Annotated in this window: 16 protein-coding genes; 6 read left to right on the top strand and 10 right to left on the bottom strand. The window is 35.2% G+C overall.

Going from position 1 to position 22,253, the window contains the following annotated elements:
* Positions 1 to 1,130: 1,130 nt before the first annotated feature.
* Genes ACFSQP_RS06700 through ACFSQP_RS06690 form a run of 3 tightly spaced genes read right to left on the bottom strand, consistent with a single transcriptional unit; the run spans position 1,131 to position 4,811 of the window.
* Complete coding sequence (locus ACFSQP_RS06700; protein WP_376892663.1) at positions 1,131 to 1,817, bottom strand: LysE family translocator; 687 nt, start codon at positions 1,815 to 1,817, stop codon at positions 1,131 to 1,133.
* 38 nt (positions 1,818 to 1,855) lie between these two features.
* Positions 1,856 to 2,539 carry a head GIN domain-containing protein gene (locus ACFSQP_RS06695; RefSeq protein WP_376892662.1) on the bottom strand — a complete coding sequence of 228 codons (684 nt, stop codon included), beginning with the start codon at positions 2,537 to 2,539 and terminating at the stop codon, positions 1,856 to 1,858.
* 40 nt (positions 2,540 to 2,579) lie between these two features.
* Positions 2,580 to 4,811 carry a ribonuclease R family protein gene (locus ACFSQP_RS06690; RefSeq protein WP_376892660.1) on the bottom strand — a complete coding sequence of 744 codons (2,232 nt, stop codon included), beginning with the start codon at positions 4,809 to 4,811 and terminating at the stop codon, positions 2,580 to 2,582.
* 1,023 nt (positions 4,812 to 5,834) lie between these two features.
* Between ACFSQP_RS06690 and rpiB the strand changes: the two genes are divergently transcribed.
* Genes rpiB through ACFSQP_RS06670 form a run of 4 tightly spaced genes read left to right on the top strand, consistent with a single transcriptional unit; the run spans position 5,835 to position 8,025 of the window.
* Positions 5,835 to 6,266, top strand: a complete 432-nt coding sequence (rpiB, locus tag ACFSQP_RS06685) for a ribose 5-phosphate isomerase B (protein ID WP_376892658.1) — start codon at positions 5,835 to 5,837, stop codon at positions 6,264 to 6,266.
* A 3-nt stretch (positions 6,267 to 6,269) separates the two neighbouring features.
* Positions 6,270 to 7,178 carry a cation diffusion facilitator family transporter gene (locus tag ACFSQP_RS06680; RefSeq protein ID WP_376892656.1) on the top strand — a complete coding sequence of 303 codons (909 nt, stop codon included), beginning with the start codon at positions 6,270 to 6,272 and terminating at the stop codon, positions 7,176 to 7,178.
* A 4-nt stretch (positions 7,179 to 7,182) separates the two neighbouring features.
* Positions 7,183 to 7,578, top strand: coding sequence for a hypothetical protein (locus tag ACFSQP_RS06675; protein WP_376892654.1), 396 nt, complete (start codon positions 7,183 to 7,185; stop codon positions 7,576 to 7,578).
* Between the two features lie 3 nt (positions 7,579 to 7,581).
* On the top strand, positions 7,582 to 8,025 hold the full coding sequence (locus ACFSQP_RS06670; RefSeq protein ID WP_376892653.1) for a GNAT family N-acetyltransferase: 444 nt from the start codon (positions 7,582 to 7,584) through the stop codon (positions 8,023 to 8,025).
* On the opposite strand, the gene ACFSQP_RS06665 is transcribed toward ACFSQP_RS06670, so the two are convergent.
* From ACFSQP_RS06665 to ACFSQP_RS06640, 6 genes are all read right to left on the bottom strand, one after another.
* The gene (locus tag ACFSQP_RS06665; RefSeq protein ID WP_376892652.1) at positions 8,022 to 8,870 is read right to left on the bottom strand and encodes an OmpA family protein; all 849 of its coding nucleotides are present in this window, start codon (positions 8,868 to 8,870) and stop codon (positions 8,022 to 8,024) included. The two genes, ACFSQP_RS06670 and ACFSQP_RS06665, sit on opposite strands and share 4 nt — an antisense overlap.
* A 35-nt stretch (positions 8,871 to 8,905) precedes the next feature.
* Positions 8,906 to 10,540 (bottom strand): S41 family peptidase, encoded by a 1,635-nt coding sequence (locus ACFSQP_RS06660; protein WP_376892650.1) that lies wholly within the window; start codon positions 10,538 to 10,540, stop codon positions 8,906 to 8,908.
* A complete protein-coding gene (gene rnpA / locus ACFSQP_RS06655; protein ID WP_376892648.1) occupies positions 10,524 to 10,925 on the bottom strand; it encodes a ribonuclease P protein component in 402 nt (133 codons plus the stop codon). The genes ACFSQP_RS06660 and rnpA overlap by 17 nt, the downstream gene beginning before the upstream one ends.
* Positions 10,926 to 11,004: 79 nt before the next feature.
* The gene (locus ACFSQP_RS06650; RefSeq protein WP_376892647.1) at positions 11,005 to 12,807 is read right to left on the bottom strand and encodes a M1 family metallopeptidase; all 1,803 of its coding nucleotides are present in this window, start codon (positions 12,805 to 12,807) and stop codon (positions 11,005 to 11,007) included.
* A gap of 69 nt (positions 12,808 to 12,876) precedes the next feature.
* Positions 12,877 to 14,484, bottom strand: a complete 1,608-nt coding sequence (locus tag ACFSQP_RS06645; RefSeq protein ID WP_376892645.1) for a S8 family peptidase — start codon at positions 14,482 to 14,484, stop codon at positions 12,877 to 12,879.
* A 14-nt stretch (positions 14,485 to 14,498) separates the two neighbouring features.
* Complete coding sequence (locus tag ACFSQP_RS06640; protein WP_376892643.1) at positions 14,499 to 15,362, bottom strand: MBL fold metallo-hydrolase; 864 nt, start codon at positions 15,360 to 15,362, stop codon at positions 14,499 to 14,501.
* Between the two features lie 509 nt (positions 15,363 to 15,871).
* Between ACFSQP_RS06640 and ACFSQP_RS06635 the strand changes: the two genes are divergently transcribed.
* Positions 15,872 to 17,737, top strand: a complete 1,866-nt coding sequence (locus tag ACFSQP_RS06635) for a cation:proton antiporter (protein WP_376892641.1) — start codon at positions 15,872 to 15,874, stop codon at positions 17,735 to 17,737.
* A gap of 144 nt (positions 17,738 to 17,881) precedes the next feature.
* Here ACFSQP_RS06635 and lepA read toward each other — a convergent pair whose 3' ends face one another.
* Positions 17,882 to 19,678, bottom strand: a complete 1,797-nt coding sequence (gene lepA / locus ACFSQP_RS06630; RefSeq protein WP_376892639.1) for a translation elongation factor 4 — start codon at positions 19,676 to 19,678, stop codon at positions 17,882 to 17,884.
* A gap of 155 nt (positions 19,679 to 19,833) precedes the next feature.
* On the opposite strand from lepA, the gene ACFSQP_RS06625 reads away from it, so the two are divergent.
* Positions 19,834 to 22,251 carry an outer membrane beta-barrel family protein gene (locus ACFSQP_RS06625; protein WP_376892637.1) on the top strand — a complete coding sequence of 806 codons (2,418 nt, stop codon included), beginning with the start codon at positions 19,834 to 19,836 and terminating at the stop codon, positions 22,249 to 22,251.
* Positions 22,252 to 22,253: the final 2 nt, after the last annotated feature.

The following is a 22,253-nucleotide window of genomic DNA, read 5'->3' as shown; positions in this document are numbered from 1 at the left end:
CTCTAATTTTTAGAAAAAATTATTTAAAACACCAACCATTTACAGCAGTTCGAATATGGGCGACACCTCTAGAAAACCTTCAGATTAAACACTGAAGGTTTTTTTTATCTCTAATTTTTAGAAAAAATTATTTAAAACACCAACCATTTACAGCGGTTCGAATATGGGCGACGCCTCCAGAAAACCTTCAGATTAAACACTGAAGGTTTTTTTTTATTTCTAATTTTTAGAAAAAATTATTTAAAACACCAACCATTTACAGCAGTTCGAATATGGGCGACACCTCTAGAAAACCTTCAGATTAAACACTGAAGGTTTTTTTTATCTCTAATTTTTAGAAAAAATTATTTAAAACACCAACCATTTACAGCAGTTCGAATATGGGCGACACCTCTAGAAAACCTTCAGATTAAACACTGAAGGTTTTTTTTATCTCTAATTTTTAGAAAAAATTATTTAAAACACCAACCATTTACAGCGGTTCGAATATGGGCGACACCTCCAGAAAACCTTCAGATTAAACACTGAAGTTTTTTTTTATCTCTAATTTTTAGAAAAAATTATTTAAAACACCAACCATTTACAGCGGTTCGAATATGGGCGACACCTCCAGAAAACCTTCAGATTAAACATTGAAGGTTTTTTTTTATTTCTAATTTTTAGAAAAAATTATTTAAAACACCAGCCATTTACAGCGGTTCGAATATAGGCGACACCTCTAGAAAACCTTCAGATTAAACACTGAAGGTTTTTTTTTATCTCTAATTTTTAGAAAAAATTATTTAAAACACCAACCATTTACAGCGGTTCGAATATGGGCGACACCTCCAGAAAACCTTCAGATTAAACATTGAAGGTTTTTTTTTATCTCTAATTTTTAGAAAAAATTATTTAAAACACCAGCCATTTACAGCGGTTCGAATATGGGCGACACCATGTTTGCATCAGATTAATGGCATTTTAAGTACCTAATTTGGGAAATAAAACGAGATAGAAAACCCACGAGGATTTTCGTATGTAAGCTAGAACTAGCAAGAAATGTGAATGCTGATAAAATTATTCAAATTTTAGCATAACGTACCATGTTTTTAAACATTCAAAAGATACGGTTATAACTCCTAAATGAAAACTTATGGCGTTTTAAAAAGTTCAATATCGTCTAAAGATTGTTTTAAAAGTTCCTTTTCTTTAGGAAAAAACCCCTGAATTAACAATAAAATACCAAAGCCCATAATAAGAAGTGACACAATTTTTTTTGTTTTAAAAATACGCTTTGGCGTCAGTTTGTTTTTTAAAGTTTTGGCTGCTAACATTTTAAGAATATCCACTATAAAATACACAGCTAAAATAGTTCCTAAAAATACAAATAAGCCGTGTTCGGTTTCGGTTAATGAGTTACCAATAACAATAAAACCAAGCCACCCAAGAAGGACACCAACATTAATGAAATTTAATAAAAACCCTTTTATAAATAATTTACCAAAGTTTTTTTTTATTTCTACCGTATGAAATTCACGAACAATATCTCTAAAAGATTTGGATGTTTTTATAAAAGAAATAAAGCCATAAACAGCCAAAAGAACACCGCCAAAAATTAAAAAATTAGGATCGTCCTTAATTTTATCTAGTAATTTACTGGTACTGTAATAAGCTACGATAATGAAGAAAATATCGGCTAAAATTACGCCAAAATCGAATATTAAAGCGCTTTTTATTCCTTTTGTTGCACTGGTTTCTAATAGCACAAAAAATACAGGGCCAATGGTAAAAGATAATAGTATTCCGAAAGGAATAGCCGCTAAAATATCGTCCAACATACGTATTTAAAAGGATTTTTTACAAATTTATAAAAAACCTAGTTATTATCCTTAATAATTACCTGTCCGCCAAGCACTGTACGTTCCTTAAGTTCTTTTGGGTTGCCGTACACATAAACTGTACCACCCGCGCGCACTTTGGCATCCACAAATTCTTGCGCAAAAATATGCGCTTCGCCCGCTGCTTGAATGATAACGTTTGCTTGGTTACTTTGTAATTGGGAACCCAAATAAGATCCACCTGTATTTATAGCGATATCCTGATTTTTTGCAGTACCACTAACCCGAACAACACCTCCTGTAATGGCTTTGGTTTCTAGATAGGTAATGTTTTCTACTTGCAATTTTATACTACCACCTTCTTGGGCATGAAGTTTTAAATCGAATTGATTAAAAACCTCATTAGAACCCACAAAAGCACCTTCATTAACATCTATAACATCTATGTGTTTGTAATATAATTCGACGCTGGTTTCGTCGCCATCAAATAATTTTTGAAGTGACATGCGTATTTTAAGTGTGCCATTTTTGTTAACAATAACCACATCGTCTGTATATTTTCCTTTTAAAACCACCTTATTTACATCCGATTTTATAAGTGCTACCTCTATCCTATCGTAAACTTTTAGCGTTTTAAAATCGCCTAACATTTTTTCTTGTTGTCCAAAACTTCCCGCTACAACTAGCATATAGAAAAGTCCGGCAAACAGATAATTTTTCATGACTATTTTTTTTAATATGATGATTTATTTACAACACATTTTAGGCTTCATTTTTACCCAAAAGATAAAAATCTAGGTGTTTTTTAACCAAATCTGTGTTTTTTACCTTTACAATTACTTCATCGCCCAGCTGGTACATGAGTTTTGAATGTTTCCCAATTAAAGCATAATGATCTGGATCAAATTGGTAATGATCGTCTTTCATATCCCGAACACTTACCATGCCTTCGCATTTATTTTCAATAATTTCAATATAAATTCCCCAATCGGTTACACCCGAAATAACCCCTACAAAATGTGCTTCTTTATGGTCTTCCATAAACCTAATTTGCATATATTTAATAGAGTCGCGTTCTGCTTTAGTGGCTAAATTTTCCATGTTACTACAATGGTTGCACTTATCCTCATAAATATCGGGGTTGGCCGATTTTTCGCCATCTAAATACTGCTGCAATAACCGATGCGTCATAACATCGGGATAGCGCCTAATTGGTGAGGTAAAATGACTGTAATAATCGAATGCCAATCCATAATGACCAATGTTATGCGTTGTATATTCGGCTTTACTCATGGTACGAATTGTTAGTGTATCTACCAAATTCTGTTCTTTTTTACCCGTAACGCTGTGCAACAAATTATTTAACGACGCAGCCGTTGTTTTCTTGTCTTTAAAATTTAATTTATAACCAAACCTACCCACTACATTTTGAAGGGCTGCCAATTTGGTATCGTCTGGTTCATCATGCACTCTGTAAACAAATGTTTTTTTCTGTTTACCAACAAATTCCGATACTTTCCGGTTGGCTAAAAGCATAAACTCTTCAATCATTTTATTGGCATCTTTCGATGTTTTAAAAAACACACCAACAGGATTGGCTGCTTCATCTAAATTAAATTTAACCTCAACCTTATCAAAAGAAATGGCTCCGGAGCGCATGCGTCTGGCTCGCATTTTTTTTGCAAAAGCATCCATTTTAAGTATGGCTTCTGCAATTTCTGGCGTTGTATTATAAGTTTTACCAGAAATAGATACGTTTTCTGGAATAGTAGTGTTTATACTTTGTTTTAAAGCAGATAGGTTATCCTTGTTTAAACTATCGTTTTGTTCAATTATGGCTTGGGCCTCTTCATAGGCAAAACGAGCATCGGAATAAGTAACTGTTCGTCCATACCACTCGTGAACCACTTCTGCTTTTTCATTCATTTTAAACACAGCCGAAAAGGTATATTTTTCCTCATGTGGGCGCAAAGAACACGCGTTATTAGATAATACCTCTGGTAGCATGGGCACTACTCTATCCACCAAATATACCGATGTTGCCCGCTCGTAAGCTTCATCATCTAGAATGGTTCCGGGTTGCACGTAATGCGATACATCGGCAATGTGAATACCAATTTCAAATAAACCATTTTCTAGAACTTTAAACGATAGTGCATCGTCAAAATCTTTAGCATCTTTTGGATCTATTGTAAAGGTTAAATCCTGCCGCATATCGCGGCGTTTTGATATTTCTTCTTTGGTTATAGAGGTATCAATTTTATTGGCAAAATCTGCTACCTCTTTAGGAAATGCCATTGGCAAACCATATTCAGCCAAAATAGCGTGTATTTCGGTATTATGTTCGCCTGGACGACCTAAAATTTCCAACACCTTACCGTTTGGAGAATCGGCTTTTTGTGGCCAATCCTCCAAACCAACTAATACTTTATCGCCGTCTTGTGCCTGTTTGGTTTTATTAATTGGCACAAAAATATCGGTGTACATTTTGTTACTATCTACAACCACAAAGGCATAGTTTTTATGAATTTGAATTACGCCAACATATTCAGATTTTGCCCGTTTAAGTATTTGTGTAATTTCGCCTTCTCGTTTACCACCTTTTAAACGTTTGTAAGCATAAAACTCCACTTCGTCTCCATGAAGCGCTTTATTCATATTATTGGAGGCAATGTATATATCCTCTTCAAAATCGTCTGAAATAATATAACCAGAGCCTCTGGAGGCCATATCTACAATACCTGTATGGTACTCGGTAGAAATAATGGCTTTAAATTTACCACGTTCTACCTCCTCAATTTCCTGTTTGGCTTTAAGTTGCTGTAATTTTTTAATTATTTGGTTTCGGCTACTGGCATCATTAACGCCAATTTTTGAAGCTATTTGTTTGTAATTAAACGCTTTATTGCGTTCCTTTTTTAAAATACTTAATATGGTATTAGTCAAATTGGAAATCTTGTTATTTGAAGGTTTCCTGTGTTTCTTTTTTGTCATGTAGTTTGTAATCGTTTTATTTCTATTGGCCTCAATATCCTTGCTATTAGGTCTATTTAGAAATATTTTAGTTTAAAACTTACCACTTTTACGGAAGAGGTTAACGCTTTTACTTGGTTTGTTTGGTAGTAATCAGGTTACTAAAACTAGTAAGTTTGTAACAAAGTTACGGTTTTAATACGAGATGTAAGTTTGGATTTAAGTAATTAATAATTTTATAACATATCGTTTAAATAAAAGCTAGCTAAGCACAGTACCAAAACGAGTTATTCACACATATATAAGTATAATAGATTTTCTTTTAAATTTTTAAAAAAATAATACTGTTTATGATAGCTTGTTAATAACAGGTATAACTTTCTGTAATTTTATTTTGATTAGTCGTAATTTACAAATTATAGGTAGGAAATTAACAACTTCTATAAAGGTAAAACCTTTAAAATGTGTGAGCTTGTAAAAGCTATTAACAACTGTTAATAACCTAAATTTACAGTTTATAATTGAAAAGTTTTTTAAAATATGGTGTTTATAAGACCGTCAATGATGTCTTAAAACTTGTCCAAAAATAAGTGCTAACTTTTTTGGTTTATTCCGCTTGGTTTTTGCTTGAAAAAAATAATTGATTTTTAAAAATTTAAGTTTTAAAATTTAATGAACACTTATTAACATTTTATGCACCATAGCTTAGGTACTTATTAATAACCTTATTAGGCTTTGTAAATTTTATAAAACTTTAAACTATAGAGTTCTGTTAATTAGTATATTACATAATTTATTACAGACCTAATTTAAGCTTTTTATTATTTTATTTAGGCAGGAGGTGTTTGCTACTTGGTATTATGTTTAAATTGAATAAATAAGTTAGGTTTTAAAACAGTTGGTTATTTTAAAAGCATTTAGTTAACCAAACGAAGCATTTTTTAAACCAATTGGAATGACATATGGTAGCCGTTTCAAGTTAAAAACTTTTAAAAAGAACTGGTATTATTTTTTTACCTTTAACAGCATTAAAATATATTGAACATGAAACTATCTATTGGCAACGATCATGCTGGAACCGATTATAAATTTGCCATTCAAAAACATTTGGAAAAAAAGGGTTATCACGTAATTAACCACGGAACAAACACAACAGAAAGTGTAGATTATCCAGATTTTATACATCCTGTTGCCAACGATGTGGCGAGCAAGCAAGCAGATTTTGGTATTATTATTTGCGGGAGCGGAAATGGAGCAAACATGACTGCTAATAAGCATCAAGCAGTAAGATCTGCCCTTTGCTGGACTGCAGAGATAACAGCTTTAGCACGACAACATAACGATGCTAATATTTTAAGTATTCCAGCACGGTTTACATCGGTACAACAAGCTATTAATATGGTAGATACATTTCTAGAAACACCTTTTGAAGGTGGCAGACATCAAAATCGTGTAGCTAAAATTCCTAACTCATAAATTATGACGGCTGTGCGTGGTGGTAACCACTTACACCATTTAAAAAGTAGGCGGTTAGTTTACGCTATTTTTATAAATTTAGTTATTACCGTTGCGCAGGTAATTGGTGGCTTAATTTCTGGTAGTTTATCTTTATTAAGCGATGCGCTTCATAATTTTACCGATGTTATTTCGTTAATAATTAGTTATGTAGCCACTAAATTGGTTACAAAATGGGCCTCAAAAAATAAAACTTTTGGATTTAAACGTGCCGAAATTTTAGCGGCATTTATAAACGCAGCTAGCTTGGTGGTTATTGCTGTCCTTTTAATAATTGAAGCGGTAAAGCGTTTTTTTAATCCACAAATTATAAATTCGGAAGTAGTTATATGGTTGGCTATTGTGGCTATTATAGGAAACGGATTTTCCGTTTTATTATTAAAAAAAGATGCCCAATCAAATTTAAATATGGCCTCGGCATACAGTCATTTATTAACAGACCTGTTAGCAAGTGTTGCCGTATTAGTTGGTGGTTTGTTTATGGCTGTTTACCAGGTGTATTGGGTAGATAGTGTATTAACTTTTTTAATTGCCTTATATTTAATTGTTGTTGGGTTTAATTTATTAAAGCGTTCCACTACCATGCTTATGTTGTTTACACCTAGTCATATTAATATTGAAATGGTGGTTGCCATGGTAAACAACATACCAGATGTTAAAAAACTACATCATGTGCATATTTGGAGCTTAAATGAAAACGAAGTGCATTTAGAAGCGCATTTAGATGTTGTAAGAAACATGTCTGTAAGCGAATTTAATAACCTGTTAACAACCATTGAAACCCAACTTTTAAATGAATTTGGTATAAACCATGTTACCATTCAACCGGAATTTAATAAAATGGATTCCAAAGCCATTATTGTACAAGATTAAACAGATGAAACAGATTGTTATTTTATTTTTAGTAATGGGCTTAAGTGTATCCTGTTCCCATACTACCGAACAGCTTATAGACCAGGCATTTCCCAAACCAAAAACCTTACAAATTGGTATAAAAAATAATACACTATTTCCTTTTTTACGAACCGAAGTAACCACTACGGCAGGTACTATTGTGTTCCAACAAATTCCTGCAAACAGTTATTCGGAATTTTACGAGATTCCCGAGCTTTTTTCTGAAGCGCCCATTCAAGTTCAAATGCCAGATAACTACTATTCTTATGAGGTTTTAAATTACGATGTTTCAACACGCGTTACGGAGGGCATTTATTACTTTGAAGTATCTGTTAAATTACCAGAAAACACCTTGTTAATAACCCGAAAATCTTTATAACTAATGATAAGTATACAAATTAAATCCTTTAGTGAATTAACCTTGCATGAGTTATATACCATTTTACAACTGCGTGCAGAGGTGTTTGTTTTAGAACAAACCTGTTTATACCAAGATATAGACGGCCATGATGCGGATGGATTACATATTTTAGGTTTTAAAAATAATGAAATAGTGGCCTATGCACGGGCGTTTAAGTCTGGTATATATTTTAAAGAAGCCAGTATTGGAAGAGTTTTAGTTAAAAAAAGCGAACGAAAACACCATTATGGTTATGTTATTATGGAGGCTGCAATTGGCGTTTTAGAGAAAACCCATAAAGAGGCACAAATTAAAATTTCTGCTCAAACCTATTTACAGCATTTTTATGCTAAATTAGGATTTCGGGCTATTGGCACTAGTTATTTAGAAGATGGTATTCCACATATTGCTATGGTAAAACCTTAATTCTGGCCACCCACGTAGGTTAATAAAATTTCTACCCGACGGTCGTATTTAGCCTCGCCTCCTAACGGAAAACGGCCGCGCATACCAACATATTTCATGCGTTTTTTATCGATACCTTTTCGGGCTAAATAATTATAAATGTATTCGGCTCGGGCTACAGATAGGTTTTGCTTGTTGGTACGTCTATCCACCGCGTCGCGTTTTCTTTGTGTGCAGCAAACATGTCCTTGAATGGTAAAGTAAATATCATCGCGTTCCAGTAGGGTTTGGGCAATTTCTTCTAAAGTGGGTTTGGATTCTGGTAGCAGTATGCTGTAACCGGTTTTAAATAAAATATTTTCTAGTAAAAATTTATCGCCAGCCTTTACGTCGCCTTTTAGTGTTTCGGCAACTGTTTTTTTTTTTGGTTTTATTAATTCCGATTCTTTTCGCGGTGGTGAATAGGGTTTTACACGAATTTCTACTTTACGGTTTAAACCTCTAACTTTGGCAATACTTTCGCTTTCCATTACTTTTAAAAGCACTTCTCCTTTGCCATCTACATTACTAATTTTAGATTCGTCGAATTCGTTGTTTGAAAAAATAGCTTTTATAGAATTGGCACGGTATTGCGATAGTTTTAAATTATAGGAGTCGCTGCCCGTATCGTCTGTAAACCCATAGATTGAAATTTTTTCAATATCCATAGATTCTATTTCCGAAAGAAAGAGTAAAAGTCTGCTTTCTTCGGTGGGTAACACAACATATTCATCGGTTTCAAAAAATACAACATGTCGGAGCTCTTCCTCTTGTGAAAAAACCCAGTTTAAGCTAATAAAAAAAAGGATAAGAAATCTTGTTCTCATTATTTACAGGGCAAATGGTCTTCAATATATTAATTTTATTTTAAAAACCCATAATATGTGCCTGGTTTTGAAAGGATTTCTGCTGCTTTTTGAATTTCTTTATTGGTTTCTTTGTTGTAATTATATAAACCTTCTCGGTATACGTAGCGTTTTATAATTTCGTCTGTTAGTAGTGTTAAAATTTCGGTCTTATTATCCTCTATTGCCTGTTTTTTGGCAAGTTTAATACTATTTAATAGTGTATTATAATCGGCGCTAATGCGCGTATCTATTTGTTCTTTTTCGGCAGTTTTTAAGACCTTTTCTAACTCTTTTTCAGTTTCGGTGTGGTAACTAAAATTATGGGTGTTTAAATAGTTTTTAAAGTCTTCAAAATCGGCTTCAGTTAGTTTAAAATTCTGAATATTTAAATCAGGGTGTTTGTAGTAATACGAAGTGGCGTAATTAAAAATTAAAAAATCGTTTTGAATTGCTTTGGTTATCAAATTGTTTTTATTGGTGGCTAAAACGGCATCTGGTAACACGCCGCCCCCGTCAAAAACCTCGCGACCATTTTTTGTTTTGAAGGCGTTGTATTTAGTCTTATCTATACGTACGGCATTGCCTTTTTCGTCTCTATGCAAATAATCTAAAGCTTGTATGCAGCGTCCAGAGGGTGTATAGTAACGCGAAATAGTAATTTTAAGTTGTGTCCCGTAGGACAAAGGTTTAGGACGTTGTACCAGCCCTTTACCAAAGCTTCTGGCACCTACAATAACAGCCCGATCTAGATCTTGTAAAGCCCCAGCAACAATTTCGCTAGCCGAGGCGCTACTGCCATTTATAAGTATAACCAATGGTATGTTGGTGTCTACCGGTTCTTTTTGTGTATAGTATTCCCGATCGTATTTTTGAACTTTGGATTTTGTGGTAACCACTAACTGGCCTTTTGGTATAAATAGGTTAACCACATTTACAGCCTCAACTAATAAACCGCCAGGGTTGCCGCGCAAGTCTAATATAATATTTTCGGCGCCTTGTGCTTTTAAATCGCGTAGTGCATAACTGGTTTGCTGCGATGCTTTATTGTTAAATTTATCGAGTACAATATAGCCAGTTTTAGCGTTTACCATAGAAAAATAAGGAACCGCATCGATATCTATTTCGGAGCGGGTAATTTTGGTAGTATATTCTTTTCCTTGCCTTAAATAGGTAACGTTTACCTCCGATCCGGTGGTACCTTTAAGTAAGTTCCCGGCATCGTCCTTGTAATTAGAAATAAGGGTATTTTCAACTTTTATAATTTCATCGCCTGCTTTTAAACCCGCTTTATCCGCCGGATAATTTTTATAGGGTTCAATAATAACCAGCTTGTCTTTCATGGTGCGAACATTAGCGCCAATACCCGTGTAATCGCCTGTGCGTCTTATTTTTTCGGCCTCTACATCCTGTTCGTTGTAAAATTGTGTGTAGGGATCTAAATCTTTGAGCATACTTTTTATGGCGGTATCCATTAATTCGGCTGGATTGGTTTCGTCTACATAATTCATATTGACTTCTTTGTAGAGCGTTGTAAATATTTCAATTTGCTTGGCTATTTCAAAAAAATCGTTTTTAAAAGCGGATCCTGTTACAAAAACAATACCAACAAAAATGGGGATTAATAGCTGTTTTTTAAGTATTTTTTTCATCTGAAGTGGCTTTATGTGTGGCATTTATAAACTTGTTAAAAAGTTTGTTCATGGCTTGTTCCATTTGGAGGTACGTGGGCTTTTTGTTTCCAATGTACAAAATCATAAACGCATGAGGTGTTGTTAAGTTGTTAAAATACGTACTTTTATTTAAGCGGTAAGCTTCGCGCATGAGGCGTTTTATTCGGATGCGTTGCACGGCTTTTTTAAAGTATCTTTTAGATACGGAAACGCCTGTTTTTACAGGTGTATTGGCTTCGTTTAAACTAGTAGGTAAATACACCAAACGCAACGGATAGGCCGAAACGGTTTGCCCTTCTGTAAAGAGTTTATTAATTAGTTTTTTACTTTTTAATTTTTCGTGTTTATTAAAACGTCTATCCATGGGTATTTAAAGTTACAAAATAAGCATAAAAAAAGCTGCTTTCCATACAGAAGCAGCTTTTTAGTTTGGTATATGGCTGTTATTGTTCCATTTTATTATTGTCTCTGTTTACGTCTGCCATCCATTTATTGGGATCTATTTCAACAGATTTTATGTCTTTCGACACGTTAAAGGTGTAGGTAGGATAAGCCCATGCCCAATCGGAAATAATGGTTGCTTCGGTTGGTTTTTCACCGCGCATCATTTGTAAAGGGATGTAAAAATCTTCTGTACTCCCATCGGTATACGTTACTGTTAAATCTATTGGCATTGGCATAAGTGCTATTCGTTCCAGAGTAATGGTTTTGTTGTCGATACTTTTTACCGCATAATCTATGGTATTTGTAGTTTGTGCAAAATCTACTAAATACCAATTTAGTTGTAAATTACTTACTTTCTCTGCTGTACGGATAATATCCAGTGGTGTTGGGTGTTTAAATTTAAAATCGTTGTAGAATTTTTTAAGGGTTGTTTTTAAATTTTCTTCACCAATAATATAACCTAATTGGGATAAAAACACCGAGCCTTTGCTGTAAGCTGCAATACCGTAAGCCTGATTAAATTCGTAGCGATCGGAATGCGTAGTTAGGGGTTGTTCTTTACCAGATTTAGCTAGAAATATGTAGTTTCTGTAGGCGCCAGCGTTAGGCTGTTCTTTGCCTTCGTTCATAACTTCATTCATAGCGTAATCGCTAATATAGCTGGTAAAACCCTCGTCCATCCATTCGTGTTTAGATTCGTTGGTAGCTAGGATAAACTGAAACCATTTATGTGCTAGTTCGTGAGCGGTAACACCTACTAAACTTCCAAAGGATCGGTTGCCTGTTATAAGTGTTCCCATGCCGTATTCCATACCACCATCGCCGCCTTGCATAACGGAATACTGCTTGTACGGATAAGGACCTAAATGGCTGCTAAAATACTCCATTAAAGCCACGGTTTTAGGTTGTAGTTGTTTCCAAAATTCTAATTTTTCGGCATCTAGGTTTTTTTTGTAGTAAAAATGCAACATAGGTCCGTTTGGTACCTGCATGGTATCGTGAATATAATCTGGATCGGCAGCCCAAAAGAAATCGTGAACTTGTGGTGCTATGAAGTGAATGGTTTTTTTGTTTCCTTTAATTTTTACATCGGGTTGTTGGTAACCGGTTCCACCTACAACGTAATCTTTATCGATGGTAAGTTTTACGTCAAAATCGCCCCAAACGCCGTGAAACTCTCTACCTATATATGGATCGGCGTGCCAACCTTCAAAGTCGTATTCGGCTAATTTTGGGTACCACTGTGTCATGGATAAGGCAACACCTTCGGCACTATTGCGTCCGGAACGGCGAATTTGAACTGGTACTTGGGCATCAAAAACCATGTTAAAGGTTACCGATTCGCCTGGTTGAATAGGTGAAGCTAAATCTACTTCTAAAATAGTTCCTACGGTTTCATAGTGTAGTTTTTTCCCATTTTGCTTTAAAGACGTTACGTTTATATAGCCAATTTCGTCTGGTTTTAATTTACTAATCCGGTCGCCTACACGTCGGTCTGGATCGGCAATAGTGCGGGAGCGCACGTCCATTTCGCTTCCTGGTTGAAAGGCGTTAAAGTATAAATGGTAGAACACACGATTTAATACATCTGGTGAGTTATTGGTGTACACTAATGTTTGTTTTCCTTTGTATTGATAGGTGTTAACATCCATATCAATTTCCATTTTATAATCCACATGTTGTTGCCAGTAATACGGATTTGTAGTACTAGTAGTACTTGGGTTTTGTGCTGATAACGTATTGGTTACAAAGCAAGTAAGTAACAAGGTTATACAGCAAACTGAAAATACGTGTTTTTTCATGGTAGTAACATTTAAGTAAAAAAAATCTCATCGGATTAGCGATGAGATTTTTTTTGATTATTGTTTAAATTATTTCATTTGGCTAGCCATAATTAATGCATTGTAAGCATTGGCTATTTTACCTGATTTTGTTAACTCGCTAAATGGTCTTACATCTTCAGCGTTACCACCAACAATTACATCTGTTTTTATTGGTAGTCCAGAATCTAGAATGATTTGTTTAACCTGTGCGGCAGATAATTTTGGATAGTATGAGCGAATTAAAGCTGCAATACCGGCAACAGCTGGTGCTGCCATAGAGGTACCACCTTTGGTATCGTATTCGTTTTCTGGTGTTGCTGCGTATATTTTGGCACCTGGTGCAAAAATATCGACGTTTACTTTACCGTAGTTAGAAAAACCAGCAAGCATTCCTGCGCCGTATTCTGGTTCTAGAGCACCAACGGTAATAAAGGTGTTGGAAACTTCAGGACCTGTACCAATGGCATCGTTAGGGAAGACATCTTTTTTATCGATATCAATACCTTCATTTCCTGCTGCATTTATAAATAACACATCGTTATCGCTGGCGTATTTAATAGCATCGCGTACCCACTGGCTGTGTGGCGAATAGTATTTTCCAAAACTTCCATTAATAATGTGTGCACCGTTATCTACAGCATACCGAATAGCTAAAGCAATATCTTTATCGTACTCATCGCCATTTGGTACAGCACGCAAGCTCATAAGTTGTGCATTATTAGCAACACCGTTTGGTCCTAAACCATTGTTGCGCTCTGCTAAAATAATAGCAGCAACGTGGGTACCGTGGCTTTCCCCTTTTTCAGACGGCATTACGTTTCCATTGCCGTAACCTGTGTCTGTTAAATCGTCTGGATCATCGCCAGTTGTACGTCCTTTTAAGTCTTTGTTTAGGTTTACATTAACTTGGTCAGTAAAATAATCTACACCACGTTTTACAGCTTTTAATGCGGCTTCAGAGCTTTCTAAACCGTTGGCGTACATATTTTGTAACATGGCAGCGGCTTGTTTCACATCTGCTTGATCGGTTTCAATGGCAGCTACTTCTTCTTTAGTATAATCTTCTTTGCCTAAATGCTTGGCAATGGTTTCGTCTGAAGTTTTTACCATTTGGTAAATTTGCTCATAACGTTGTTTGTTAGCTAAAGCTTCTTGGTATTTTTCTTCGTATTCTGCCAGAGCAGCTTCGTATTGTGGATTGGATTTATCGCCTTTTACAATAATTCTAACAAATTCTAATTGCTCATCGTAGGCATCGCCTAAGAAGTTCCAACCGTGAATATCGTCAATATAGCCATTGTTATCATCGTCAATACCGTTTCCTGGAATTTCATCGGTGTTGGTCCATAATACATTTTGTAAATCTTGGTGTTCTATATCTATTCCAGAATCAATAACCGCTACTATAACGGTTTGTCCTTTTTTATCTTTAATTATTTCGGCGTAGGCTTTATCAACACTCATGCCAGGAATGGTATCTTTAATAAGATCCAAATGACCCCAATTTTGTTTTTCGGCTTCTGTTAAGTCACTAACCTTTAAAGGTATGGAATCAACGTTCTCTATAGGTGTGGATAGCACCTGCGAACCACTACCGCAGCTTGTCAATACGGCAGCAATACTTGCTGTAAATACGAACGATTTAATAAGTTTCATTGTAGTATAAATATTTAGTTAAAAATTTCATTGCAGGAAAACACGTTTTTTAAACGAACGCCTTTTTCTGTGTTTTGTACGGTTATAATTTCGTTATGAGCGTCGTGCTCCAAAAATAGGTAATAATTATTATCTGCTGCCATTTTTAGAAATTTTTCTTTTTCATCTAATGTCAGCAGTGGTCTTGTATCGTAACCCATTACAAAGGGTAACGGAAGGTGTCCTGCGGTTGGTAATAAGTCGGCCATAAAGCAAATGGTTTTTCCGTTGTACTGAATCATTGGAATCATTTGTTTGTCTGTATGTCCGTTGGCAAAAAAGATATCGAAACCTAATTTGGATTTTCTTAAAATATCGCCTTGAATAGGGAGTTCTGTAAACGTTAATTGCCCACTGGTTTTCATGGGCATAATATTTTCTTCTAAAAACGACGCTTTTTCACGTCTGTTGGGTTGTGTGGCCCAGTTCCAATGATCTAAATTGCTCCAAAAATGGGCGTTTTTAAATGCGGGTTCATAGCCTGTTCTATCTTTATTCCACTGGATACTGCCCCCACAATGATCAAAATGTAAGTGAGTCATAAACACATCGGTAATATCGTCTCGGTGAAAACCATTTGCTTTTAGCGATGCGTCAATGGAGTCATTTCCCCAGAGATAATAATAGCCAAAAAATTTATCGCTTTGCTTATTACCCATTCCTGTGTCTATTAAAATAAGTCTGTTACCATCTTCAATAAGCAAACACCGCGCCGCAATATCAATCATATTATTAGCGTCTGCCGGGTTGGTTTTTTGCCAAAGCGATTTGGGTACCACGCCAAACATGGCGCCACCATCTAGTTTAAAATTTCCGGAGTTTATAGGATATAGTTTCATATTGTATGCAAATTACAAATTCAGTCCATATTCCAATCAAATAGATACGGATATTAGAAATTTTTTAACATTTGTAATTTATTCTAAACTTAGGGCTCGGTAAGTGGTTGTTTTTGCCTGTTAAAAATGGGCGTTAATTGGATGGAAACTTCACGAAACAAGTATGTTAAACAACAAATTTAATATTTACAAGTGGTACTAACTTTTACAAATAGTCCTAATTGGTAAGCTTTTACATTACATAGCGAATAGAAACAAACTATTTTTAAAAGCGATGGTTACTGGTGGTTGCTTCCTTACAGCTAGTTAATTTTTTTTAATTTAGCGTGCATTACAAATATAAAAGTGGTTTAATTTTAAATTAGGTTAGCCACATGCGGGTGCTCTTAAAATAAAACACGGTTTAAAAGAAACTTACTTTGGTATTACAAAAATCTTAAACTTGTTTTTTGTAGGTTGCACAGAAAAGCTATTAATTTTTAATAGCTCATGTACAAACACAACATGTTATGATTGAATTAGCAGGAATTATTATACTAGGCATATTAGCACAATGGGTGGCATGGCGCCTAAAAATACCGGCCATACTCCCGCTTATTTTAATAGGCCTATTGGTGGGGCCTATTGCAGCCGAATTTTTATCGGCCGACGGCACGAAATGGATTGAACCTATTTGGAATGGCGAAAAAGGTCTTTTTCCAGGCGATGGCCTTTACTATTTTGTATCTCTGGCCATTAGTGTTATTTTATTTGAAGGCGGATTAACACTAAAACGGGACGAAATAAGAAATGTAGGCCCTGTTATTACCAAACTTATTACGCTAGGTTCTGTTATTACCTTTTTTGGAGCAGCAATTGCCGCACGATACATTTTTTATTTAAGTTGGGAGGTATGTTTTTTGTTTTCGGCTCTCATTATTGTTACTGGGCCAACGGTAATAACACCTATTTTAAGAAACATTCCGTTAAAACAGGATTTATCTGCTGTGTTAAAATGGGAAGGTATTTTAATAGATCCTATTGGTGCTTTGGTGGCTGTTTTGGTATTCGAGTTTATTAGTGTTGGCGGCGATAGTGGTTTTACACGAACGGCTTTTATGGAGTTTGGTAAAATTATTCTTTTTGGTACCACCTTCGGATTTACTTTTGCCCATGCTTTAAAATTTGTTATCAATAAAAATTTAATTCCGCATTACCTTTTAAATGTGGTGTCCTTATCTACTGTGCTACTGGTTTTTGTAGAATCGGATGTGTTTGCACACGAATCGGGTTTATTAGCTGTAGTTGTTATGGGTATGGTTTTAGGAAACAGTAAACTTCAAAACCGCAAAGAGTTATTATATTTTAAGGAATCCTTGAGTGTTTTACTTATTTCAATTCTTTTTATTCTTTTAGCCGCCAATATTAGTGTGGCAGACTTAATGCTTCTTTACAATTGGAATACGGTTGTGTTGTTTGCTATTGTGGTGTTTGTAATCAGACCGCTAGCGGTATTTTTAAGCACAACAGGCTCCAAGCTAAAAACGCCTGAAAAGTTGTTTATTAGTTGGGTAGGGCCACGCGGAATTGTAGCAGCAGGTATTGCGTCGCTTTTTGGAACAAAACTGATGAAGCAAGGCGTAGAAGGTGCCGAGTATATTACGCCTTTGGTGTTTATGATTGTGTTAGGAACCGTCCTCTTAAATGCTACTACGGCGCGTTTTGTAGCTAAATTACTGGGTGTATTTTTAACTAACAGTGAAGGTATTTTAATAATTGGTGCCTCAAAATTTGCCCGTGTTATTGGTCATTATTTAGAGCGTAATGGCAGGCATGTGGTGCTTATAGACAATAACCAGAGTAATATTAACAAGTGCAAAGAACTAGGGTTGGAGGCTTTAAATGTGAATATTTATTCCGAAAACTTAAGTGATAATATTGAGTTGAATGATGTGGGCTATGTTATGGCCATGACGGCAAATTCCGATATTAACAAATATGCTATTGATAAATTTACCAAAGAATTTGGCGAAAATGGTAGTTTTAGATTAGTAACTAATGAAGAAACTTTGAACGATGAAAAACGCCCTAACGAAGTGCTTTTTTCCAATACAGACGATTATAGCTCGCTAATTTCGGTTACCAATAAGCATCCATCTGTTCAGGAAATAGCTTTAGAAAGTCCAGCGCATTTTGAAAAACTTATTGAAATAACTAAAAACGATAAGGAAATTATTCCGTTGTTTTTAAAAGATGAGGATGGCGATTTAAGCATTATTTCTGCTAATAACAACCATGCAGACAGTATAAAATCTGGTTGGTTTTTGGTGTATTTAGGCAAGCCTTTTGATGTGGAAGATGTGGCCAAAGAAGTTCTAAAAAACACCCAAGCTTAAGCTAATTAGCAACTACAATAGCTTAAATTTTTAAGAGTAAAGCTACTACTTTATATATCTATGCCCACTTGTGTTTAAGTGGGCATAGGTGTTTTTTTACTGGTGTTACTGTATTAGGTTTTGGCGTTAAAGCAAGAGCTTGTTCTAGTCGTTTAATTTTAAAACGGCCATAAAGGCTTGCTGTGGAATTTCTACATTTCCAACTTGGCGCATTTTTTTCTTACCTTTTTTCTGCTTTTCTAATAATTTACGTTTTCTGGAAATATCGCCCCCATAACATTTAGCGGTTACATCTTTTCGGAGTGCTTTTATGGTTTCGCGGGCAATAATTTTGGCACCAATAGCAGCCTGAATAGGAATATCAAACTGTTGTCTTGGTATTAATTCGCGTAATTTTTCGGTAATTTTTTTACCAATGGTGTAGGCGTTATCGGCGTGAATTAATGCCGAAAGGGCATCAACAGGTTGCGCATTAAGTAAAATATCTACACGTACCAATTTAGAGGCCCGCATGCCAATAGGCGCATAATCGAAAGACGCATAGCCTTTAGATACCGTTTTTAAGCGGTCGTAAAAATCGAAAACTATTTCTGCCAAGGGCATATCAAAAGTGAGTTCTACACGCTCTGTAGTTAAATAGGTTTGGTTGGTAATAATACCGCGTTTGTCTATACACAACGACATAACATTGCCCACAAATTCGGATTTTGTAATAATGGTAGCCTTAATATAAGGCTCTTCCACTCGGTTTAAAGAAGATGGTTCTGGTAAATCGCTTGGATTGTTAACAATTACTGGTGTTTCCGGATGTTTGTTTGTAAATGCATGATAGGAAACGTTAGGGACGGTTGTTATAACCGTCATATCGAACTCGCGTTCTAAACGTTCTTGAATAATTTCTAAATGTAGCATGCCTAAAAAGCCACATCGAAAACCAAAACCTAAAGCAGCTGAACTTTCTGGTGTAAACACCAACGAGGCATCGTTAAGCTGGAGCTTTTCCATGGACGACCTTAAATCTTCATAGTCTTCTGTATCTACCGGATAAATACCAGCAAAAACCATTGGTTTAACATCTTCAAAGCCACTAATGGCGTTTACTGTAGGGTTTTTAGCATCGGTAATGGTATCACCTACTTTTACTTCTTTAGCTTCTTTAATACCGGTAATTAAATAACCTACATCGCCAGCTTTAATTTCCGTTCGTGGAAATTGTTTTAAGCGAAGGGTACCTACCTCATCGGCGTTATACGTTTTTCCGGTAGCAATAAATTTAATGTGTTGGCCTTTTTTTATGGAACCGTTAATTACGCGAAAATAGGTTTCAACGCCGCGAAACGGATTGTAAACAGAATCGAAAATAAGGGCTTGTAAAGGTTCGTTTACGTTTCCTGTTGGAGCAGGAACACGTTCTATAATGGCATTAAGGATTTCTTCTATACCAATGCCTGTTTTAGCACTAGCAGGAATAATATCGTCTGGATCGCAGCCAAGTAAATCGACTATATCATCTTTAACTTCTTCAGGATTAGCACTAGGCAAATCTATTTTATTTAAAACGGGAATAATTTCTAAATCGTTTTCTAATGCCAGGTATAAATTAGAAATAGTTTGGGCCTGAATACTTTGTGCCGCGTCTACAATAAGTAAGGCGCCTTCGCAAGCAGCAATGGACCGCGATACTTCGTAGGAAAAATCGACATGCCCCGGTGTGTCAATTAAGTTTAAAACGTAATTTTCACCTTTGTAAATATAATCCATTTGAATAGCGTGCGACTTAATGGTAATTCCGCGTTCGCGTTCCAAGTCCATGCTATCTAATAGTTGGTTTTGTTTCTCCCTATCGGTTACCGACCCAGTAAACTCTAACAGTCTGTCTGCCAGCGTACTTTTTCCGTGATCGATGTGTGCAATAATGCAAAAATTTCTGATGTGCTTCATATCCTGATGTCTAGCATAATAACTATAATGCAAATATAATTGTTTTCTAGCGCTTTAAATATTTCTAACAAATAATCTTAATTTTATTTATTTACGGGAAAACCGTAATTACGAGTAAAAAACAATCGATATATTGCAAAACAAAAATTTTATTCATGAATGTCAAGCATTTATACAGTCTAATTTGCTTCAGTTTATTGGTTTCAAACACCGTAGTATCTCAAAATTTTTCGGTATCCGGAAAACTCACAGATTTACAAAAAAATCCAATTGCCTACGCCAATATTGTATTGTTATCTACGCCAGATTCTTTGGCGGTTACCGGCACATCTTCTCTAGAAACAGGTCTTTTTTCTATTAAAAATATTGCACCAAACAACTATGTTTTAAAAATTAGTTTTGTGGGATTTAAAGATGTAATGCTTCCCATTTCTGTTACAAATTCAGAATTAACTTTAGAGGCTATAACCATGGAAGAAGTGGCAGAAGCCTTAAATGAGGTGGCTTTAATTGCTAAAAAACCCACCTTGAAAAAAGAAGTAGACAGGTTGGTTTTTAATGTTGCTAATACGGCCTTAAGTGAAGGAAACATGGCCGATGTTTTAAAAAATACGCCTAGCGTTTTAATTTTAAACAACAGTTTAACCGTTCGTAACGCAACACCAACCGTTTATATTAACGACCGAAAAATACACCTTACCGATGCCGAATTATTACAACTTTTAGAGGGCACACCAGCAAATTCTATAAAATCTGTTGAGGTCATTACCAATCCACCTGCAAAATACGATGCAGATGCCGGTGTGGTTTTAAATATAATTATGAGTAAAAATTTAGCAACGGGGTACAACGGTACTGTTTTTGGAAATTACACGCAAGGTACCTACGCACGTTACGATGCCGGAATTTCTAATTTTTATAAAACAAAAAAAATAAATCTGTTTGCTAGTTACAACTACCAAGATGCCAAAGTAGCACGGGCCAGTGATGAAAACGTGAATTTTAAAGATAATTTGGGTGTTACCGAACGCTTATTTTCAGATTTCGACCGCACGACATGGTCGCAAACCCATACCTTAAATACCAATTTAGATTATTTTATTAACGATACCCATACTATTGGGTTTTCGGCCAATTTATTGTACGTACCTGAATTTAAATACATAACAAAAGGATCTTCGGAGGTGTTTAATGCCACTTACAACAAGTTGTACGATTTTAATAATATTAACAACTCCAACGACGATAAATATAACTTGGGCTTCGATTTAGATTACGATATTAATTTTGAAAGCGGTAGTAGTTTATCATTTAACACCCACTTAACAACTTACGATTATCACCGCGACCAGCATGTGCGAAGTACTTATTTTAACAGCAACAATGCTTTCGATTTTCTTAATCTATTCAATACAACTTCCGACCAAAACACCTTAATAAACACAGGTCAAATGGATTATAGTTTGCCCTTAAGCGAAACAGCCTCCTTTGCAGCAGGAGCTAAAGTTTCGTTTATTAAAACAGATAGCAAGCTAAATCAGTTTAACCTTAATAGTGCTTTATCTGTTTTTGATAGTGCTAATTCCAATGCTTTTAAATACAATGAAAGTATTTACGCTGCTTATGCTAGTTTCGATAAATCTTGGGAAAAATGGCAATTAAGTTTTGGTTTGCGGGTAGAACAAACAGACACAAAAGGAAAAGATTTTAGCAGCAGTATTACCAATAAACAAGATTATTTTGACTGGTTTCCGACGGCCAATATAAGCTATCAGGTTTCAAAAAAAATTAATATTTACACCAATTTTAAGCGCAGTATAGAGCGTCCAGATTTTCAATCGCTTAACCCATTTAAGTTTTATTTAAACGACAATACTATTGTAACTGGAAACCCAAACTTACAACCCGCTATTACAAATCATGCTGTTATTGGCGTGTCTTTAAACGAAAGCTTTTTTGTTGAAGCCTATTATAAAGATATTGAATCCAGCTTTACAGAATTACCGTTGCAAGATAATGTAAACAACTTGCTTGTTTTTACACCTACTAATTTGGTTAAAACAGTCGATTTTGGCTTCGATTTTGTGGCAATTTTTGATGTGTTACCAAACTGGAATGTGTATGCGGTAACATCGTTTTTAAACTGGTCCGATAAGGCAACTATAAACAATATGCTTTTGGAGCGTGACACTTGGTCCAATTACTCCGTTTTAAGTAACGATTTTACGTTTTTAGAAGACAATAGTTTAACGGCTAATTTCTCGTTAGTTTATATAAGCGAATACCAGCAAGGTTTTCAAACCATAGACACCCGATTAATAAGCGATTTAACCCTAAAAAAAACCATTCTCAACAACAGGGGAGCCCTAACATTAGCTTTTGCCGATTTATTTAACACACAGGATTATACAGTAACATCGCGGTATTTAAATCAGGATAATTCTAGATTTTTAAATCAAGACAACAGGTATATTAAGCTTGGTTTTTCGTATAAATTTGGAAATACAGGATTAAACACCAACCAACGCACCAACGATTTAGATGAGCGTAACCGTTTGGAAAAAAGTAATTAAAA

It is taken from the genome of Bizionia sediminis (genome assembly GCF_042684585.1).
GTDB classification, from domain to species: domain Bacteria; phylum Bacteroidota; class Bacteroidia; order Flavobacteriales; family Flavobacteriaceae; genus Algorimicrobium; species Algorimicrobium sediminis.
Note: the sequence above shows the minus strand (reverse complement) of the source record. Positions and strands in the feature narration are given on the sequence as shown.

Bases quoted from the DNA above. Each gene is read 5' to 3' on its own strand.
- ACFSQP_RS06665 (WP_376892652.1), bottom strand. From the start codon at position 8,870: ATGAGAACAAGATTTCTTATCCTTTTTTTTATTAGCTTAAACTGGGTT.
- ACFSQP_RS06635 (WP_376892641.1), top strand. From the start codon at position 15,872: ATGATTGAATTAGCAGGAATTATTATACTAGGCATATTAGCACAATGG.
- ACFSQP_RS06640 (WP_376892643.1), bottom strand. From the start codon at position 15,362: ATGAAACTATATCCTATAAACTCCGGAAATTTTAAACTAGATGGTGGC.
- ACFSQP_RS06650 (WP_376892647.1), bottom strand. From the start codon at position 12,807: ATGAAAAAACACGTATTTTCAGTTTGCTGTATAACCTTGTTACTTACT.
- ACFSQP_RS06625 (WP_376892637.1), top strand. From the start codon at position 19,834: ATGAATGTCAAGCATTTATACAGTCTAATTTGCTTCAGTTTATTGGTT.
- ACFSQP_RS06670 (WP_376892653.1), top strand. From the start codon at position 7,582: ATGATAAGTATACAAATTAAATCCTTTAGTGAATTAACCTTGCATGAG.
- rpiB (WP_376892658.1), top strand. From the start codon at position 5,835: ATGAAACTATCTATTGGCAACGATCATGCTGGAACCGATTATAAATTT.
- ACFSQP_RS06660 (WP_376892650.1), bottom strand. From the start codon at position 10,540: ATGAAAAAAATACTTAAAAAACAGCTATTAATCCCCATTTTTGTTGGT.
- lepA (WP_376892639.1), bottom strand. From the start codon at position 19,678: ATGAAGCACATCAGAAATTTTTGCATTATTGCACACATCGATCACGGA.
- ACFSQP_RS06680 (WP_376892656.1), top strand. From the start codon at position 6,270: ATGACGGCTGTGCGTGGTGGTAACCACTTACACCATTTAAAAAGTAGG.
- ACFSQP_RS06690 (WP_376892660.1), bottom strand. From the start codon at position 4,811: ATGACAAAAAAGAAACACAGGAAACCTTCAAATAACAAGATTTCCAAT.
- ACFSQP_RS06675 (WP_376892654.1), top strand. From the start codon at position 7,183: ATGAAACAGATTGTTATTTTATTTTTAGTAATGGGCTTAAGTGTATCC.
- ACFSQP_RS06645 (WP_376892645.1), bottom strand. From the start codon at position 14,484: ATGAAACTTATTAAATCGTTCGTATTTACAGCAAGTATTGCTGCCGTA.
- ACFSQP_RS06700 (WP_376892663.1), bottom strand. From the start codon at position 1,817: ATGTTGGACGATATTTTAGCGGCTATTCCTTTCGGAATACTATTATCT.
- rnpA (WP_376892648.1), bottom strand. From the start codon at position 10,925: ATGGATAGACGTTTTAATAAACACGAAAAATTAAAAAGTAAAAAACTA.
- ACFSQP_RS06695 (WP_376892662.1), bottom strand. From the start codon at position 2,539: ATGAAAAATTATCTGTTTGCCGGACTTTTCTATATGCTAGTTGTAGCG.